General features: G+C 36.0%; 21 protein-coding genes. 5 read left to right on the forward strand and 16 right to left on the reverse strand.

From position 1 onward, the window contains the following. Positions 1-5: 5 nt before the first annotated feature. From rplW to DF947_RS08720, 9 genes are all read right to left on the reverse strand, one after another. Complete coding sequence (rplW, locus tag DF947_RS08680) at positions 6-296, reverse strand: 50S ribosomal protein L23 (RefSeq protein WP_109926344.1); 291 nt, start codon at positions 294-296, stop codon at positions 6-8. A gap of 1 nt (position 297) precedes the next feature. Further along, positions 298-927 carry a 50S ribosomal protein L4 gene (rplD, locus tag DF947_RS08685; protein WP_109929323.1) on the reverse strand — a complete coding sequence of 210 codons (630 nt, stop codon included), beginning with the start codon at positions 925-927 and terminating at the stop codon, positions 298-300. A 4-nt stretch (positions 928-931) separates the two neighbouring features. Then, positions 932-1549: a 50S ribosomal protein L3 gene (gene rplC / locus DF947_RS08690; protein ID WP_029278646.1), complete on the reverse strand. Its 618-nt coding sequence runs from the start codon at positions 1547-1549 to the stop codon at positions 932-934. Positions 1550-1721: 172 nt separating this feature from the next. Further along, positions 1722-2117 (reverse strand): DUF1634 domain-containing protein, encoded by a 396-nt coding sequence (locus tag DF947_RS08695; RefSeq protein ID WP_109929324.1) that lies wholly within the window; start codon positions 2115-2117, stop codon positions 1722-1724. Next, positions 2117-2950, reverse strand: coding sequence for a sulfite exporter TauE/SafE family protein (locus DF947_RS08700; protein ID WP_109929325.1), 834 nt, complete (start codon positions 2948-2950; stop codon positions 2117-2119). The genes DF947_RS08695 and DF947_RS08700 overlap by 1 nt, the downstream gene beginning before the upstream one ends. A 95-nt stretch (positions 2951-3045) precedes the next feature. Beyond that, on the reverse strand, positions 3046-3639 hold the full coding sequence (locus tag DF947_RS08705; RefSeq protein WP_109929326.1) for a hypothetical protein: 594 nt from the start codon (positions 3637-3639) through the stop codon (positions 3046-3048). Between the two features lie 64 nt (positions 3640-3703). Continuing rightward, positions 3704-4036: a hypothetical protein gene (locus tag DF947_RS08710; RefSeq protein ID WP_109929327.1), complete on the reverse strand. Its 333-nt coding sequence runs from the start codon at positions 4034-4036 to the stop codon at positions 3704-3706. Continuing rightward, a complete protein-coding gene (locus tag DF947_RS08715; protein ID WP_109929328.1) occupies positions 4026-4277 on the reverse strand; it encodes a hypothetical protein in 252 nt (83 codons plus the stop codon). Before DF947_RS08715 ends, DF947_RS08710 begins: the two co-directional genes overlap by 11 nt. Before the next feature lie 93 nt (positions 4278-4370). Next, positions 4371-5627, reverse strand: a complete 1257-nt coding sequence (locus DF947_RS08720; RefSeq protein WP_109929329.1) for a prephenate dehydrogenase — start codon at positions 5625-5627, stop codon at positions 4371-4373. A 171-nt stretch (positions 5628-5798) separates the two neighbouring features. Between DF947_RS08720 and DF947_RS08725 the strand changes: the two genes are divergently transcribed. After that, positions 5799-6410 (forward strand): hypothetical protein, encoded by a 612-nt coding sequence (locus DF947_RS08725; RefSeq protein ID WP_109929330.1) that lies wholly within the window; start codon positions 5799-5801, stop codon positions 6408-6410. Positions 6411-6481: 71 nt separating this feature from the next. Here the strand turns inward: DF947_RS08725 and DF947_RS08730 are convergent, their stop codons facing one another. From DF947_RS08730 to DF947_RS08745, 4 genes are all read right to left on the reverse strand, one after another. Further along, positions 6482-7372, reverse strand: coding sequence for a PorP/SprF family type IX secretion system membrane protein (locus DF947_RS08730; RefSeq protein WP_240615347.1), 891 nt, complete (start codon positions 7370-7372; stop codon positions 6482-6484). A gap of 6 nt (positions 7373-7378) precedes the next feature. Beyond that, positions 7379-7888: a gliding motility-associated C-terminal domain-containing protein gene (locus DF947_RS08735; RefSeq protein WP_109929331.1), complete on the reverse strand. Its 510-nt coding sequence runs from the start codon at positions 7886-7888 to the stop codon at positions 7379-7381. A 7-nt stretch (positions 7889-7895) separates the two neighbouring features. Continuing rightward, on the reverse strand, positions 7896-10298 hold the full coding sequence (locus tag DF947_RS22635; protein ID WP_109929332.1) for a hypothetical protein: 2403 nt from the start codon (positions 10296-10298) through the stop codon (positions 7896-7898). 279 nt (positions 10299-10577) lie between these two features. Beyond that, positions 10578-11921, reverse strand: coding sequence for a deoxyguanosinetriphosphate triphosphohydrolase (locus DF947_RS08745; RefSeq protein WP_109929333.1), 1344 nt, complete (start codon positions 11919-11921; stop codon positions 10578-10580). A gap of 128 nt (positions 11922-12049) precedes the next feature. On the opposite strand from DF947_RS08745, the gene DF947_RS08750 reads away from it, so the two are divergent. The 3 genes from DF947_RS08750 to DF947_RS08760 all read left to right on the forward strand — a co-directional run bounded on the left by DF947_RS08750 (position 12050) and on the right by DF947_RS08760 (position 13417). After that, complete coding sequence (locus DF947_RS08750) at positions 12050-12697, forward strand: hypothetical protein (protein ID WP_109929334.1); 648 nt, start codon at positions 12050-12052, stop codon at positions 12695-12697. Positions 12698-12819: 122 nt separating this feature from the next. Next, positions 12820-13203 carry a hypothetical protein gene (locus tag DF947_RS08755; RefSeq protein WP_109929335.1) on the forward strand — a complete coding sequence of 128 codons (384 nt, stop codon included), beginning with the start codon at positions 12820-12822 and terminating at the stop codon, positions 13201-13203. Between the two features lie 19 nt (positions 13204-13222). Further along, positions 13223-13417, forward strand: coding sequence for a hypothetical protein (locus DF947_RS08760; protein WP_109929336.1), 195 nt, complete (start codon positions 13223-13225; stop codon positions 13415-13417). Between the two features lie 269 nt (positions 13418-13686). Here the strand turns inward: DF947_RS08760 and DF947_RS08765 are convergent, their stop codons facing one another. Continuing rightward, positions 13687-13971, reverse strand: a complete 285-nt coding sequence (locus DF947_RS08765; RefSeq protein ID WP_109929337.1) for a hypothetical protein — start codon at positions 13969-13971, stop codon at positions 13687-13689. 400 nt (positions 13972-14371) lie between these two features. Here DF947_RS08765 and DF947_RS08770 point away from each other — a divergent pair, with 400 nt between their 5' ends. Continuing rightward, a complete protein-coding gene (locus tag DF947_RS08770) occupies positions 14372-15034 on the forward strand; it encodes a response regulator (RefSeq protein ID WP_109929338.1) in 663 nt (220 codons plus the stop codon). A gap of 1 nt (position 15035) precedes the next feature. Here the strand turns inward: DF947_RS08770 and DF947_RS08775 are convergent, their stop codons facing one another. Both DF947_RS08775 and rpsJ read right to left on the reverse strand, forming a co-directional pair. Further along, positions 15036-15287: a hypothetical protein gene (locus DF947_RS08775; protein WP_109929339.1), complete on the reverse strand. Its 252-nt coding sequence runs from the start codon at positions 15285-15287 to the stop codon at positions 15036-15038. Positions 15288-15409: 122 nt separating this feature from the next. Next, positions 15410-15715: a 30S ribosomal protein S10 gene (gene rpsJ / locus DF947_RS08780; protein WP_008244591.1), complete on the reverse strand. Its 306-nt coding sequence runs from the start codon at positions 15713-15715 to the stop codon at positions 15410-15412. Positions 15716-15802: the final 87 nt, after the last annotated feature.

Below are 15802 nucleotides of genomic sequence, written 5' to 3' on the forward strand. Positions count from 1 at the left end.
TTGAATTAAAGAGTTGCGTAATAATCTATTGTTTCGCCGTCTTTTAGCGTTACGATTGCTTTTTTGTATTTAGGGCTACGGCCTGATACAAAACCTGCTTTAGTGTAACGAGATTTAGCTTTTCCATCAACAACCATTGTATTAACTGAAACGATGGTTACACCGTACAATTTTTCAATTGCTTGTTTGATCTGGATTTTGTTAGCCTTGTGGTTAACGCTAAATGTGAAACGGTTAGATTTCTCAGTTAAAGCTGAAGCTTTTTCGGTTAATATTGGTTTTTTTAAAATGTCCATATTATTTGGCAAATGCCTCCTCCAAAGTTTTAACAGAATCTGCAGTTAACACAAGTACGCCAGCGTTTAATACATCATAAGTATTTAAATCTGCTGCAGTAATTACTTTAGTTTTCTGTACGTTTCTGCTTGATAAATAGATATTATTATTTTGTGCAGGTAAAACCAATAAAGTTTTTTCGTTTCCTACGTTTAACGCAGTGATTAAACTTATAAAGCTTTTAGTTTTAATAGTATCGAAGTTGAAATCTTCTAAAACCACCACATTGTTATCTTTTGCTTTATAAGCTAAAGCAGATTTACGTGCTAATGATTTTAATTTCTTGTTCAATTTAAAACTGTAATCACGTGGCTGAGGACCGAAAACACGACCACCACCGTTAAATAACGGAGATTTAATGCTACCAGCACGGGCACCACCTGTACCTTTTTGTTTGTATAGTTTACGAGTTGAACCAGCAATCTCATTACGTTGTTTAGATTTGTGAGTACCTTGACGTTGGTTAGCCAAATACTGTTTAACATCTAAATAAATCGCGTGGTCGTTAGGCTCGATACCAAATACCGATTCAGGAAGTTGCACCTTGGCACCTGTTTCTTTACCTGAAATGTTTAATACTTTAACTTCCATCTGATTACTTGTCTAAGATTACGTAAGAACCTTTAGCTCCTGGAATGGAACCACTAACTACTAATAAGTTTTGCTCAGCATAAACTTTCAAAACTTGTAAGTTTTGAACTTTTACTCTGTCTCCACCTGTTCTTCCAGCCATGCGCATTCCTTTGAATACACGTGAAGGGAATGACGATGCTCCCAATGAACCTGGGGCACGTAAACGGTTATGCTGACCGTGAGTCTGCATACCAACACCGGCAAATCCGTGGCGTTTTACAACACCTTGAAAACCTTTACCTTTTGAGGTACCTACAACATCAACAAAATCGCCTTCTGCGAAAGAATCAACCGTTACTACATCACCTAAGTTAAGTGAAGTTGTAAACGAATCGAATTCTACCAGCTTGCGTTTCGGAGTTGTGTTTGCTTTCGCGAAATGGCCTTTCAATGGTTGAGTTGTGTTTTTCTCTTTTTTCTCATCGTAACCCAACTGGATTGATGAATAACCATCTACTTCTTCGGTTTTTACCTGTGTAACTACACAAGGTCCAGCCTCGATTACCGTACAAGGAATGTTTCTTCCTTCGGCATCAAAGATACTGGTCATTCCTACTTTTTTTCCAATAATTCCTGACATTTTATCTTTTCTTTTTAACACCCATCGAAGCAGTAGGGCTTCGTTCAAGGTGGTTGTTCGTCCCTTTTAAGGGAGGGCAAAAATAGGAAAGAATTCTTAATATTCAAATAGTTAGCGAAATATTTTTTCAAATAATTTGCTGATACGATGGGATTTAGCTTGAAATGCTTGGCTAATGTGCCAAACCGCCATTTAAACTGATGGTTATGATGGCCAATATGATTAAGCCAATTAATACGTATAGATAATCTTTTTCGATTAAAAAGCTAAAAATGGCGAAAACAATGCGGGCAATTGGCGTAAAGATAAGCATAAGCACGCCAAACTGCACAATGGCATCACCCTGTAAAGTTAATACACCACTAAAAATTGAAGCTATGGAAGAGAATTTAGATAACTCGGGTTTAAAAACTTTATAATCGGTAATTACGCCGTTATTATGAATGAGAAATATTATCCCACCAATTAAAACAATACTCATAGAAACAATTACACCGGCACGCAAAAGTGTACCCAAAATTACCTGGATATCTTTATCGTTGATGTTTTCTTTCTTTGTTATGCTCATTATAATCCTGTAATTCCTTTATAAATCATCTGTAAAGCCAAAAAAGTAACCACAACCGCAAATACAATCTTTAGCTTGTCGGTTTTGGTTCGGAGCAAAATTTTAGAGCCTATAGTTGCGCCCGTTAAAACGCCAATACAAACAGGCATTGCTATTCCTGGATCTATCTGACCGCGGTGTAGATAAACTACGGCACTGGCCGCGGCCGTAACGCCCATCATAAAATTACTAGTAGTTGTAGAAACCTTAAACGGCAAACGCATAATGTTATCCATTGCAATTACTTTTAAGGCTCCGCTTCCTATTCCCAATAAGCCTGATAGTGTTCCTGCAAATAACATCATTAAGAACCCCCCGGGAACGTGCTTAACTGCATATTTATGGTCAACACCTTTATCAGGATATGAACCGTTCAGTTTGAAAAATTTAGCCCATTTATCGCTATCATCCAAAGTAGAATGATCAACCTTTTTCTTTAATGTCATAATTGCAGAAAAGATTAAGATACAGCCAAATATAATTGCAATATAGTTTGCATTTAGATAAACGGCCACAATTGCCCCGCAGATTGCACCAATAGTGGTTGCAATTTCTAAAAACATTCCAATTCGAATATTGGTTATGCCTTCTTTTACATAAGCAGCTGCAGAACCCGAAGATGTTGCAATAACAGAAACAATTGATGCGCCAATGGCATAATGGATATCTACCCCTAAAGCCAGGGTTAAAAGTGGGATGATAATTACACCACCGCCCAAGCCTGTCAACGAGCCTAATAATCCTGCTAATAAAGCACCTAATAAAACGATAATGGTAAATAACAATACCGACATGCGGGCAAATATAAGCGATTGTTTTAGGCTAAACGAAGGATAAATTCAATAAAATAAAGTCTATATATTATATGGATGATGTAAGATGGAAAGGATCAAGATTTATAATAAAGTTTGCTTTCTTTATCAAAATCTACATTTTTAAGGGATTGTAACATTTCAAAAGCGATTTGCCTTACCGCTTCGGGTGCGGGGTTTATAATGCTTTTATTGTCTGTGCCGTTTTTCAATTTCCATCCTGAAGTATTAAAATTAATGGGACCCGAATCAGCAATGGATTTAATAATTTTGGCTCTTGTAAAGGATACACCATCCGAATCTACAATAACCTTTTTGTTTTGCCACCAATTCTCCTGAGACACTTTCAATAATGATGCGCCATCCAATCTCGCTACATAAACCCATCCCGTTCCCGGTCGATGTTCTAATTTTAACAGACCTATAAAATTAATAGGGCTTTTTGAATTATAAGTTTCAGCGCTACAATACATTAAAACATGAGTTAGCTTTAATTGATTAAGCAATGATTTTGCCTGATCGGTATTGTGAAAGATCAGTATGATTTTTTCGGCAATTAATTGGACAACGGTTTCATCGCCCAAATCATACACCGTACAAAGTTCCTCAATTTCAGTTAGCGTTTTCTGAAATTGCAAAACCAATTCCGGCTTATTTAAAATGGCTTTCATGGAGAATGTTTTCGAAATTATTGGTAATAACAGTAACTACAGGTATATTAAAACCAACGATTATTTAGATTAATCCAGCCTCCTTTAATCTTTGGATGATTCTATCTGCGCTAATGCTGTCATGTTCGCTTTTGAGATAAATTTCGGCAAGAAAAACGGTTTTATGATCAACCAGAACATAAGTAATTACTCTTGCTCCGCTAGATTTTCCTTTATTTGTACCTGAGATGGCCAAACGAATTTTGTAAACATTTTGTCCGAGATGAATGCCTTGGGTTGGATCGGCTTTAATGTCCTGTGATAATTTTGCAATATCCGAAAGGATACTTCTGTGCTTTTTTGCAATTTGTCTTAATTCTCTAGCAAAATCTTCAGTTGGTATAACTTCAAACTTCATCTTCCAATTCAGACAAAAGTTCTTCGATAGATCTTAATTTGATTTTTCCTTCCTGATGCAACTTAATTTGTTCAAAGGAATTTTTAAGGCGATTATACATAGCCTGTTCGGACTTATTTAAAGGTTCTTGAGTCGATTTGTTTTTTTTATTTTCAGCATAACTCAAACCCAAAGCCTCTAAAACAGCCTTAACAGCTTTTTCAGTTTTCTTATCGTTGATGTTTACAGTTAAAGTAGTCATAATAACAAAGTTAAAAATTAATTCTGAATGAAATGAACTTTGGCATAGTTAGATGGCTAAGGACGATTAACTATGTTCTATCAACTAAAAAACCTACTTCCCCAATCTTTTAATCATCTCTGCACTTAAATCTCTACCGTAATTTAATCGGTTGGCAAAGAAAGTCTTAGCCGCTTCAAAATGTTCTTTGTAACCTTTTAAATCTCCATAACCAATAATCGAGGCCCACTCATGTACCGCAGTATGAAACTCTAAATCATCACCACGGATCGATTTATCGTACAGTGCAGTATGAATTGATTCTTCTAACATGGCTTCATTCTTAAATAAATATTCTGCAATTCCTAAACGCAGCTTAAAGGGAGGCGTTTGGCAAATCAGATTATCATATGGATTTACCCCCATTTTATACCAGGCATAAACCATGCTCAGCAAGCTTAAATGCGAGTTTGGTTTCTGTTTGTGATTGGCATCCGAAAGACTAAACTCTTTCATTATGTTATCATCAAGCAAAAGCAGTTTTCTACTTTCATGAAAAACAAAATCGCGGGCTGCATAAATTTTTTCTCTGAACTCTTTTTCATTTTCACAGATCATCAGTTTATACAACTCAGATTCGGCCTGAGCATAATATTTAACCTGTTTTTGTGCGTATGGATTTAGAATGGCCAAACCTGCGTAAATGTGAGATTTGTAACTGAATATTCTTAGCGTGGTTAAAATTTTTACATTATCAATTCCGCCGGCATAAGCTGGATTATCCCAAGGGAAAAAACCGGCATTTTTCCAAGCAGAACCCATACTTTCGAAACCCATATGGGTTACAGCCTGCGTATCGGCCACAATTCGATCATGTTCTTTGTAATCATCCATCTCGATGATGTTTGATTTTAGCGACTTATAAATCTCCAACGCCTTTGCATATACCTCATCTGTAGCGCGATGGCGAACAACAACAAGGGTTTGCCCTTCTGGACTAAACGCCGGGCCGTGTAAAGAATGACACGTTACAATCTGGGTATCTGCTGGAAGATGTTTTTCAAAAGCGGCAATCTCAGGATGTTTAACAGAGGTTTGCCCGGATACGATGGCACCAAATTTTGTAGACCTTGCAAAGGTGGCAACCACCTCATCAATTTTCTCTGCCTCTACGCAGTATATTATAAAATTGGATTTTCGGGCAACTTCATGGCCATCAATTAAAACCTCAATTTCTTTTGGTGACAATTCCTTTTTTAAATCTTCAAAACGTGAAGGCATGTCTGCTCCACAAACCTTATAGCCTGCGTTTACAAACGATAAAGCATACAATTTGCCCATGTCGCCCAGACCAATAATTCCTATTTGCATGAAACAAATGTAATCTATCGCGAATAATTTATAATAAAACTTAGATAAAATTGTTATTTAAAATGATAAACGAAACCAATTTATCAATCCCTGTTAAATCTTAAATGAAAATTTATTGAAAGAGAAATATATAAAAATGTAGTTTTACATCATAACACCTATATTTAAACTATGCAGAAACTAAAACACACCCTTTACATTTTTGGGGCTATGCTATTTTTAAACGTTGCATTCGCCCAAGCTCAACAAGACACAACTAAAAATACTGATCCATCGTTAAATGGCCAGTACAACTTTATGTTATCAAAATCAAAAAGCTTGTATGGTGCAAGGCTGATTAATCCATCTAGATTATCGGGGCTATGGAAAAGTGTAAACGATACATTGAGAAAAGAGCGCAAACAATTACAGGAAGCAAAACAGGAAATTAAAACTCAAGCTGATAATATTGTGAGCTTGAAAGGTGAGGTAACCGGAAAAGAAAGTTCTCTGGCAAACGCAAATGCTTCGGTTAACGAAATTAAGTTTCTGGGTATATCTTTTAATAAAGGAACCTATAATACCATTGTATGGGCCATCATAATAGTTTTGGCAGCTGCGTTGGCTTTTATTGTTTTCCAATCTGGAAAATATAGGCACGAAGCAACCTATAGAACGCAGTTATATCAAGAAGTTGCGGATGAATTTCAGGCGCACAAAGTAAAGGCAAAGGATAAAGAGATGAAACTTGCCAGAGAATTGCAAGATGAAAGAAATAAATGGGATGATGCCAGAGGCAGATAGTTAAAAAACCATTTTGTATCAAAAAGCCATTTCAGCCAAAAACCGAAATGGCTTTTTTAGTTTTTATAATTTTATTTTTTGAAGTTAAATCTTAAACCAAGCTCAAACTCACCATTGCTGTAACTTTGCATTTTTGATGTATTTGTTGTGTACTGGAATAAAATTCCAAGTTTGTTTTTATAATTGGCTCCGGCACCGATTGTGAAACTGTTGGTGCTGTGGTAAATGCCACTAACAGTAAATTTATCCTGCATAAACTGGAAATTCGATCCGATGTCTAAAATTCCGTCGTAATTTTCTACTCCACGATAAACCACTTTCGGTTCGACACTATTTAGAACCTGGTCCGTTTTGATTTTATAACTCGCGGCCACAAAATAAATAGAACGATCAACAATGTTTCTAACGGCATCTCTCTTAAAAAATCTTTTAAGATTAGGCAATGAGGCTTGTAATGTTAGTTTTTCATTTCGATAGGCCATTCCGAAATCTCCATCAAAATACAATCTTCTATCGTTAAAACTATTCACTACATCATCACTTAAATCGCCTTGGGCTTTACCAAAATCAATCCACTCGTTCATTATTCCTGCCGATAAACCAAAATCTAAAGAACTGGAATCGCTATTCAGTTTTAAGTGATAAGCATAGGTTACCGTTGCACGGGTTCTATTGATTACACCTGCGCTTTCATTGTAAAATAGTAGACCTAAACCTACCTTCTTGTTTTTTAAGGCAAAATCTGCTGTTAAATATTGAATTTTTGGAGCGCCATTTATGTTTACCCATTGTGTTTTAAACGCCGCGTTTAAATTAACCATGGTATCTAATCCTGCCAAAGCTGGGTTAGCCAAGAACTGGTTTTGATAATAAATACTTCCCATTGGATTAAGCTGACTATAGGCAGCCGGTGTAATGAAAAATAACAGCAATCCGATTATATATATTTTTATCTTTTTCACCTGTTGTTATTTTTTAAATAGTATAGATATAAAACCTTTTGCAACGCCTGCACCTTCTAAATATATGATGTAATAATATGTGTCTTCGGCAAGTGGTTTACCGTTATAATAACCATCCCAATTGTTTTGATAATTATCGGTTTTAAAGAGTAATCTTCCTCCCCTATCAAAAATACTTACTTTGTTATTTGTGTATTTCTCAAGTCCCTTAACCACAAAAAAATCATTTTTCCCATCACCATTAGGTGTGAGAATATTATTTACAATAACCAAATCTGTAGGATTGGATGAAATTAGAAAGGGCTGAAGAAACCCCTGGGTTAAAACCAAACTATTTGCATTAAAAGTTTGCACCAAAACCATTTCTCCAATACTAAAATCGTATAGTTGATTATTAATTTTACCGTAATTACTTGCCGTATTAATGGTACTTGGCAAGGTGGTGTTTTGAGCCTTAGCTTCCCCTATTGAGAACAAAAGAGGAAAGAAAAGAAACCAATAGTATCTTTTTTCCATAGCTCGATTAATTTATAGAGATCCAATCTGTACCATCACTTTGAATAACCAAAGTCTGGGCGCCAGTCATCGTTGTTAAAGCAACATCTGTATTTAATAAAACTGCCTGGCTTAAGGTAATATTGCCAGAAGATACAGGCTTAATTAGCACATAGATCCTTCCTTTGCAACTCGTAGCTGTAGGCAAGGTTATATTGGTTGCTACACCAGAATTTACAACACGTACGGTATGATGACTTGCATCTAAAGCTAAGGGCGCTGTACCAATATACTTTAATATATTTGTTGAAACCGATCCGTTGATGTTCAATGTACTGTTGTTGGCTGGCGCAGTTGCCGTTGTAGTTGCAGCAACTGCATTATTAATTGTTAATGATCCGCCATCGGTAGCAAGTGTTCCAGAAATTAATGGCAAATTGGTGTTGGTATTGGCTACGATTAGTGTATTTGCTGCCGATGTTAATTGACTGCCTGCTTTACTACCAATAAATATATTTCCACTTCCGTTATTATTAGTTCCCGCCATATCGCCAATTGCGGTATTATTTGAGCCTGAAGTATTTTTACCTTCTGCCTGATTACCAATAGCGATGTTATTAGAGCCAGTAGAATTTATTTCTAAAGCTTGAGAACCAGAAGCAACATTATTATCACCTGTATTAAGCGCAAGTGCTCTATAACCCGTTGCAGTATTGCTCGCTCCTGTACTTAATGTTGAAAGGGCTTCGGAACCGAAAGCTGTATTGCTATAACCACTGATGGATTTCGCTAATGCAAATGCACCAAAACCACTATTGCCGTAACCTGTTAAACTTAGCTTTAAAACTTCTTTTCCGAAAGCGCTATTGTTATAGCCAGTCATATTGCTACTTAAAGATTGGTATCCAAAAGAAGTGCTGCTTTCAGCAGATGTTCCTAATCTCCCTGCTTTTTGATTATTTATCAAAAAGTTAATAGCTACATCATCTGTATTGCCCAAGAAGTTATTGTTAAGATCGGTATTTCCAGAATTCCCTCTTAAGCCCCATGAGTTTGCATTCGCAAATAAATTACGGCTAATTAATTCTGGAACTCCGGTGGTTGCATTTGTGATATAAACCTTATTTGCATCCGTTAGCCCTGCTGTAGTTAGTTTAGCTACGGTTACAGAAGCGTCTGCTAATTTTGGTGTCGTTACCGATCCATCTGCTAATTGCAAAGTTCCAACAGCTAAGTCTGCAATGTTTGCAGTTTTAACTTCTTTTGCACCTATTTTAATTGAGGTTACAGCAGCATCGGCAAGTTTAACAGTAGTTACTGCACCAGTATTAATATCAATTACTACATCTTTTAATAATGCAGTTGCACCATTCGCACTTACACTTAAATCTGTTGATGTTAAAGCTTTTCCTCCGGGAAGGGTAGAAACATCTAAGGTAACAGGCTTCCATATTGTACCGTCAAATAATAAAACTTGATTAGTTGTTGGTGCACCGGCAGATAATGTTTTACCTTGTAAATTAGCAATTGTCGGGTTGGGATAGTTTCCTGTTAAGTCGCCGCCCGCAACACCGGTCGATGGACCAACTGGACCTTGAATTCCCGTATCACCTTTGTCGCCTTTATCTCCCTTAGCTCCAGTTGCACCTGTTGCTCCAGTTAAACCAATTGGTCCCTGTGCACCTGTAGCACCCGTTAAGCCTATAGGACCTTGCGGGCCGTTTGCTCCAGTTGCGCCAGCAGAACCAGTTAATCCAATTGGACCTTGAGGACCCGTTGCACCCGGTATACCTTGTGCACCCGTTGCTCCTGTTAAACCTATTGGTCCTTGGGCACCCACAGCTCCAGCTGGGCCAGCAACGCCCTGAGGGCCTGTAGGGCCAACCGCACCTGTTAAACCTATTGGACCTTGAGGACCAACTGCACCAGCAACACCTGCCGGACCAGTAGGGCCAGCAACGCCTTGAGGACCTGCGGGGCCAACAGCACCTGTAGCACCGGTTAAGCCAATAGGACCTTGTGGGCCATTCGCAGAATATAATGCATAAGGTACACTTAATAATTGTGCAGTTCCAGCAACGCTGAAATTCGAGCCATTATCTGGATCTACTTCTACCTTAACAAATTTAAGTCCTGTTCCCCAGGTTACATTAGCCATTGTACCTGTTGTTGATGTTGCTCCGGTACCACCTATAATTAAGCTGTATAATCCATAAGCATTTGTGGTAACACTTCTAACTTCAGTGTATTGAGCGGCTCCAGATGCAGAAGCATCGAGAATACTTATTCTTAGCGAAATACTTTTATTTGCTAATGGAGTTCCGTTTGTGTTTCGGGCAGCACCTTGATAATTAAATTGCTGAGGTGTTTGTGCCTGCACTGCAAATGCCAAACCTAGACATAGCATGGCAACGAGAAACGTTTTTTTCATAAAAGGGATATGATCTATTAAGTTTAAAAGGATGCCGGATGATGGACATGCCTTAACTCTCAAATCTAATAATTAGTATATCCCACTATATAAACTTTACACAAAAGAGTTGCTAAAGCCAACTAAAACCGCCTAAAAAGCTATAAATCAACAATAAATAACCTGTTTTGAAACTAAATTTTTACACGTAAGCTGAAAATTAAATGATTTTATGGACCAAAAACCCCAATAAATGCTAAACAAAGCAACTTATTATAGAGCCAAAAGCTATAATGGATATTAAGTTTCAGAAGGAAAAGAGATTCCCTTTATATTTCTATATAAATCTACAGCATATAAATCTGTCATTCCCGATACGAAATCCAAAACACTTTGAGTTCTAGAATAAATATCTGTTCGATCTGTATGATACTGTTTAGGAATTAACTTAACCAATTTTTTGTAATAATGTGTGTTGTTATGAATTAGTGCAGGAACAAATTCTTCTAATAAGCCAGCCATAATTTTATAACCTGCAACTTCCTTTTGAATTACAGAGGAGAAATTATAAATTCTTTCTACCGATATTTTTTCTACCGCCTTCCATGCCGAAAAATAGGGTTCAGGAATTAAATCGGTTAAGCTTTTATTTAAGGTGCCGTTAAGTAAACTTTCCTGCTCGCGATAAAAAATATCTGCACAGGTTCTGGTTAGCGTATTAATTGCTTTTGCTCTTAATAATCCAATTTTAGCATCATCATCTTCATAATCATTCTTTAAGCGATCTTCAATCGTTTTAGAGTTCGCAAAGGGCAATAAGTAATTTTTTACCTCTTCATAAGAAAGAATCTTCAATCGATGTGCATCTTCCAAATCAATAATGCTATAACAAATATCGTCCGCAGCCTCTACCAAATAAACCAATGGATGGCGTTTGTAAATTAGATATTCATTATCTTCCTTTTCTAAATGAAGTTCGTTTGCAATTCTTATAAAAGTTTCTTCTTCCGATTGAAAAAAGCCATACTTTTTTCGATGCAAAAATCCTTTTTGTTTACCAGCTATTGATGCACATGGATATTTGGCGATTGAGGCCAGCGTTGAATAGGTGAGCGCATAAGCATCATTACCTTTTCCCTTTAAAGGATGGGTAAGAATTCTAATCGCATTTGCATTACCTTCGAAATTAATTAAATCGTGCCATTGCGATTCTGTCATTTCTTTTTGATAGACTCTACCGTCTCCATCGGTAAAATACCGCGAGATTGCCGCTTCGCCAGAATGGCCGAAAGCAGGGTTTCCAAGATCATGTGCGAGCGCTGCCGCCGCAACAATATTTCCCACTTCGTTTATTAGTGGAACTTCTTTTAATAGGGGAGATTTATTTTCTTCTAAAGTATTCAGAAAAATATTTGCCATAGATCTTGCAACACTTGCAACCTCTAAACTATGGGTTAGGCGATTATGAACAAATACACTTCCCGGAAGGGGGAAAACCTGGGTTTTGTTTTGTAATCTCCTAAATGGTGATGAAAAAATTAAACGATCGTAATCTCGTTGAAAATCGGATCGGGCTTTATCAGTATCACCCGTCCAGCTTTCTTGCCCAAACCTTTTATTCGAAAGTAAATATTTCCACTCCATTAATGTACATGCTTAAATCTGGCGCCAAGTTAAGCAAAAGGTAAAAATGCTGGGCTAATATTATTTCTAATTTGATTTATCTATTTATCAACAAAGAATTATCTTCGACAAAAAAATAAACCATAACAATGAAAAAAACTTTATTAATGCTCATCACTTTCCTCAGTTTTACAACTGCGGTAAACGCACAATTTGAAGGATCTAAACAAGTCTTCGAAAGTCCCAAATTAAAAGATGCGATTAAAATTCACAAACTGGTAGCCATTTTACCTTTTGAAGTGAAGATCTCTTATCGCAAACAACCCAAAAATTTTAGCGCAGAAGCCAATCGCGACCAAGAACAATCTATGTCGAAATCTATCCAGTCCAGCATGTACACCTTTCTTCTAAGAAAAAGGTCTGACTACACTGTAGATTTTCAGGACGTAGACAAAACCAACATTCTTTTAAAAAAAGCAGGTATGTTGGGTAAACTAGATGAATATACAAGAGATGAAGTGGCAAAAGTACTTGGTGTAGATGCGGTTATTGGCGGAAAATTCGAAACTGAACAAACAAAAACTGAAGCTGGAGCGATTGCATCGGCAGTAATTTTTGGTGGCTTTGGAGGCAAGTCTGGAACAGGCACCATGTTTCTAACACTGAATAATGGTGGTGATGGCGAACTGCTTTGGAGGTTTTTTAAAACTATGGATGATAACATCATGAGTTCTACCGACGATATGGTTGAGCGCATGATGCGGAAAATATCCAGAAATTTTCCATACAAGAGCTAAAACAAAGAAGGCAGGATTTATTCCTGCCTTCTTTGTTTAATAAGAAACTGGATTTAAAACTTGCTATATTTTAGAAAGTTGAAACCATTTTTGTTCTAAGCTGTTTTTAAATAAAAGGAATTATGAAAACCAGCATATATAATAAAGAAGAGCATATTGAAGGTTATGTAGGTTCAGGTGAAAATAATGAACAGAAATCTGAAGTTCAGAAGCAATATGAGGCAGGAAATGATGGGAATAAAGTAACGAGTTTTGGAAAAGAAACTATTGAAAAGGCGAATGCGGATCGGTTACAGCAACCCATTACTGCGAGGGATGGTTTAGACAATACCGGAACGCAAGGCAAGGATTCTTTAAGTGATGATGCTTACAATAGCCCTGATAAAGATCCGACAATAGAAAGCGCTGAAAGCCATACAGGAAGTTCATCTAGGGATTTTAAAGATCAGCCCAACCCAAATCTTAATCAGAGAGATGAAGATGAAGTACTAAATACAGGAATTTAAACAATTAAAATATAAAATTATGAGTTTACTAAAATATGCAATATTAGGCGCCGCGGCTGTTTATGGTTTTAAATACGCCACCAAAAAAAGAGAGACAGATGGAAAATCTATAATTGATGATATTAGAGATAATGCGCCGGATTTTATTAATAAGGCCAAAGAATATGGAAACAGAGTGAAAAAAGATTATACTCAAACGAGCGATTTATACTGAATATAAGATCATCTAATCAGGTTAAAAATCATGACATATGTCAATAATTTTGTTTCAACACCCATTGTAAAATCGGGTTAAGATGTTCAATTTTGTTATATTATTAGGACTCGCGACAAGATTAAACCAAAATCACTTTGACTAAACAATTTAAGGGCTGACAATCAGGTTCTTGATTAAAATTTAAAGTTGTTGAGTTCTAAATTATTTTTCCATCTACCGGAAAAGTCATTCCTGTTAAAGAGGGATCATTTGGATGATCCCTCTTTTTATAAACTTTTGCCACCAATTCCCTTTTCATTTTCACTATTTCTGTTACCCACATCAGAATCATTTGCCAAATTCAAATTTTTTAAATCGGTATTAATTTGCTTGTCTACATCCTTTTCGGAAGTTTTTAGATGTTCTTCTTCTGGTGCATCTTTCTTTTTAAACGATGAAGGGTTTACCGCATGACCATAAGTTGGATCTCCATTATCCCATTCAATATTTTGATTTTCATTCTTATCCTTTTCGGGATTAATCAAATTATTATTTTCTTCTCCAGTGTTCATAGTGATATTATAGTTTTTATCAATAACATATAATGGTCATAAAAAGTTTAATAATAAAATCATTAGACCTTTATAAAACAGCATAATAACATCGGTACAATCACCAGGTACGTATTTATTCAGAAAATTGCAATTACCAAATTCAGGAATCAAAAAATTATAATTCCGTATAAGTGCAGATTACTGATCTTTTATACCTAAATTAACATTACTTCCTTTTGTGCAGTTAATGCAATGTTAAAAACATCTTAGCGCTAGAGACGATCCTGTTTATTACACTTAATATAATAAAGCCCCTAAATGCGTATTAATACGCATATTTTGCGTACTTACTCAAATATTAAGCTTTTTTATTATTTCGATATTTGAATCTAAGACTAGTTTAGAACCTTTGTAAAAATTGAAAATCCCAATCAAAGTATTACTCGCTGATGATCATACAATTATGAGAAATGGCATTATATCTTTATTGAGTAATGAACCAACAATAAATATTATTGCTGAAAGTTCGAGTGGAAGCAAGGTATTAAATCTTCTAAAAACTGCGCCAATGCCAGATATCATCATTACAGATATCACATTGGCTGATATGAACGGCATAGAGCTTACAACAATCATTAAAGCACGCTATCCGAAAATTAAGGTTATTATCCTCACTACTTTAGATCATGAAAATTACGTTTCACAGTCTTTGGATGCAGGAGCAAGTGGATATTTGCTAAAAAGTGTAAATATTGAGGAAGTAATTTTTGCAATAAAGAATGTTTCTATGGGCTACAAATATATTTGTACAGCCATTACAATTAAACTTTTAGCCCAATTGCGAGGACGATTTGCAATTGGATCATCAAGCGTTTTAAAATCTGATATTGAACTTTCTAAAAGAGAATTAGAGATTCTTAATTTAATTGCAGAAGGATTTACCAACAGCGAAATTGCCGAAAAACTATTTACCAGCAAAAGAACGATTGAGGGAAACAGGCAGAGCTTATTAGATAAAACAGGTAAAAAAAATACAGCTTCCTTAATTAATTTTGTTGTAAGAAACGGTATTATAGATTAGTTTATTCCTTGTCAATCCCAGTAGATTGATCAACACCTTTCGTATTATCGGTATCATTTTTATCAGAACCATTTTCGTCACGGTGCTTTGGCGGATGCTCCATTCTACTTTCTTCCAGCTCAGAAAAATCGCTCCCTTTTTGGTTAGCCACCTCACCATGAGATGATGGCTGTTTATTTATTTCTTCCATTGGATCAGCAAAATCCTGACCTTCTACGATTTCTTCTGAATTTGTTATGTTTTGCTTTTTCATGATATGGGTCTAAATAATAACAAACGGTTTGCAGCTCCTATTTGTTTCCATACAACCGGTAAATTAAAGAGCAAAAAAAAAGTCTCGATTTACATCGAGACTTTTCAGTTCTTTTAAATCAATTAAACTTTGATTTCAACTTCAACACCGCTAGGTAATTCAAGTTTCATTAAAGCATCAACTGTTTTAGAGTTAGAGCTATAAATATCTAATAAGCGTTTGTAAGCGCACAATTGAAATTGCTCTCTAGCTTTTTTGTTTACGTGTGGAGAACGTAAAACAGTAAAGATTTTTTTCTCTGTAGGAAGTGGAATTGGTCCACTTACAACTGCACCCGTAGGTTTAACAGTTTTTACGATTTTCTCAGCAGATTTATCTACTAAGTTGTAATCGTAAGATTTTAATTTAATTCTGATTCTTTGGCTCATTTCTATTTTAATTATGATCCTTGTTAGAGCTATTAATAACAAAGACCGGATTTATTTTTGTGATTAAGAATAAAAAAACAAGGAATA

It is taken from the genome of Pedobacter paludis (assembly GCF_003173575.1).
Taxonomy (GTDB): domain Bacteria; phylum Bacteroidota; class Bacteroidia; order Sphingobacteriales; family Sphingobacteriaceae; genus Pedobacter; species Pedobacter paludis.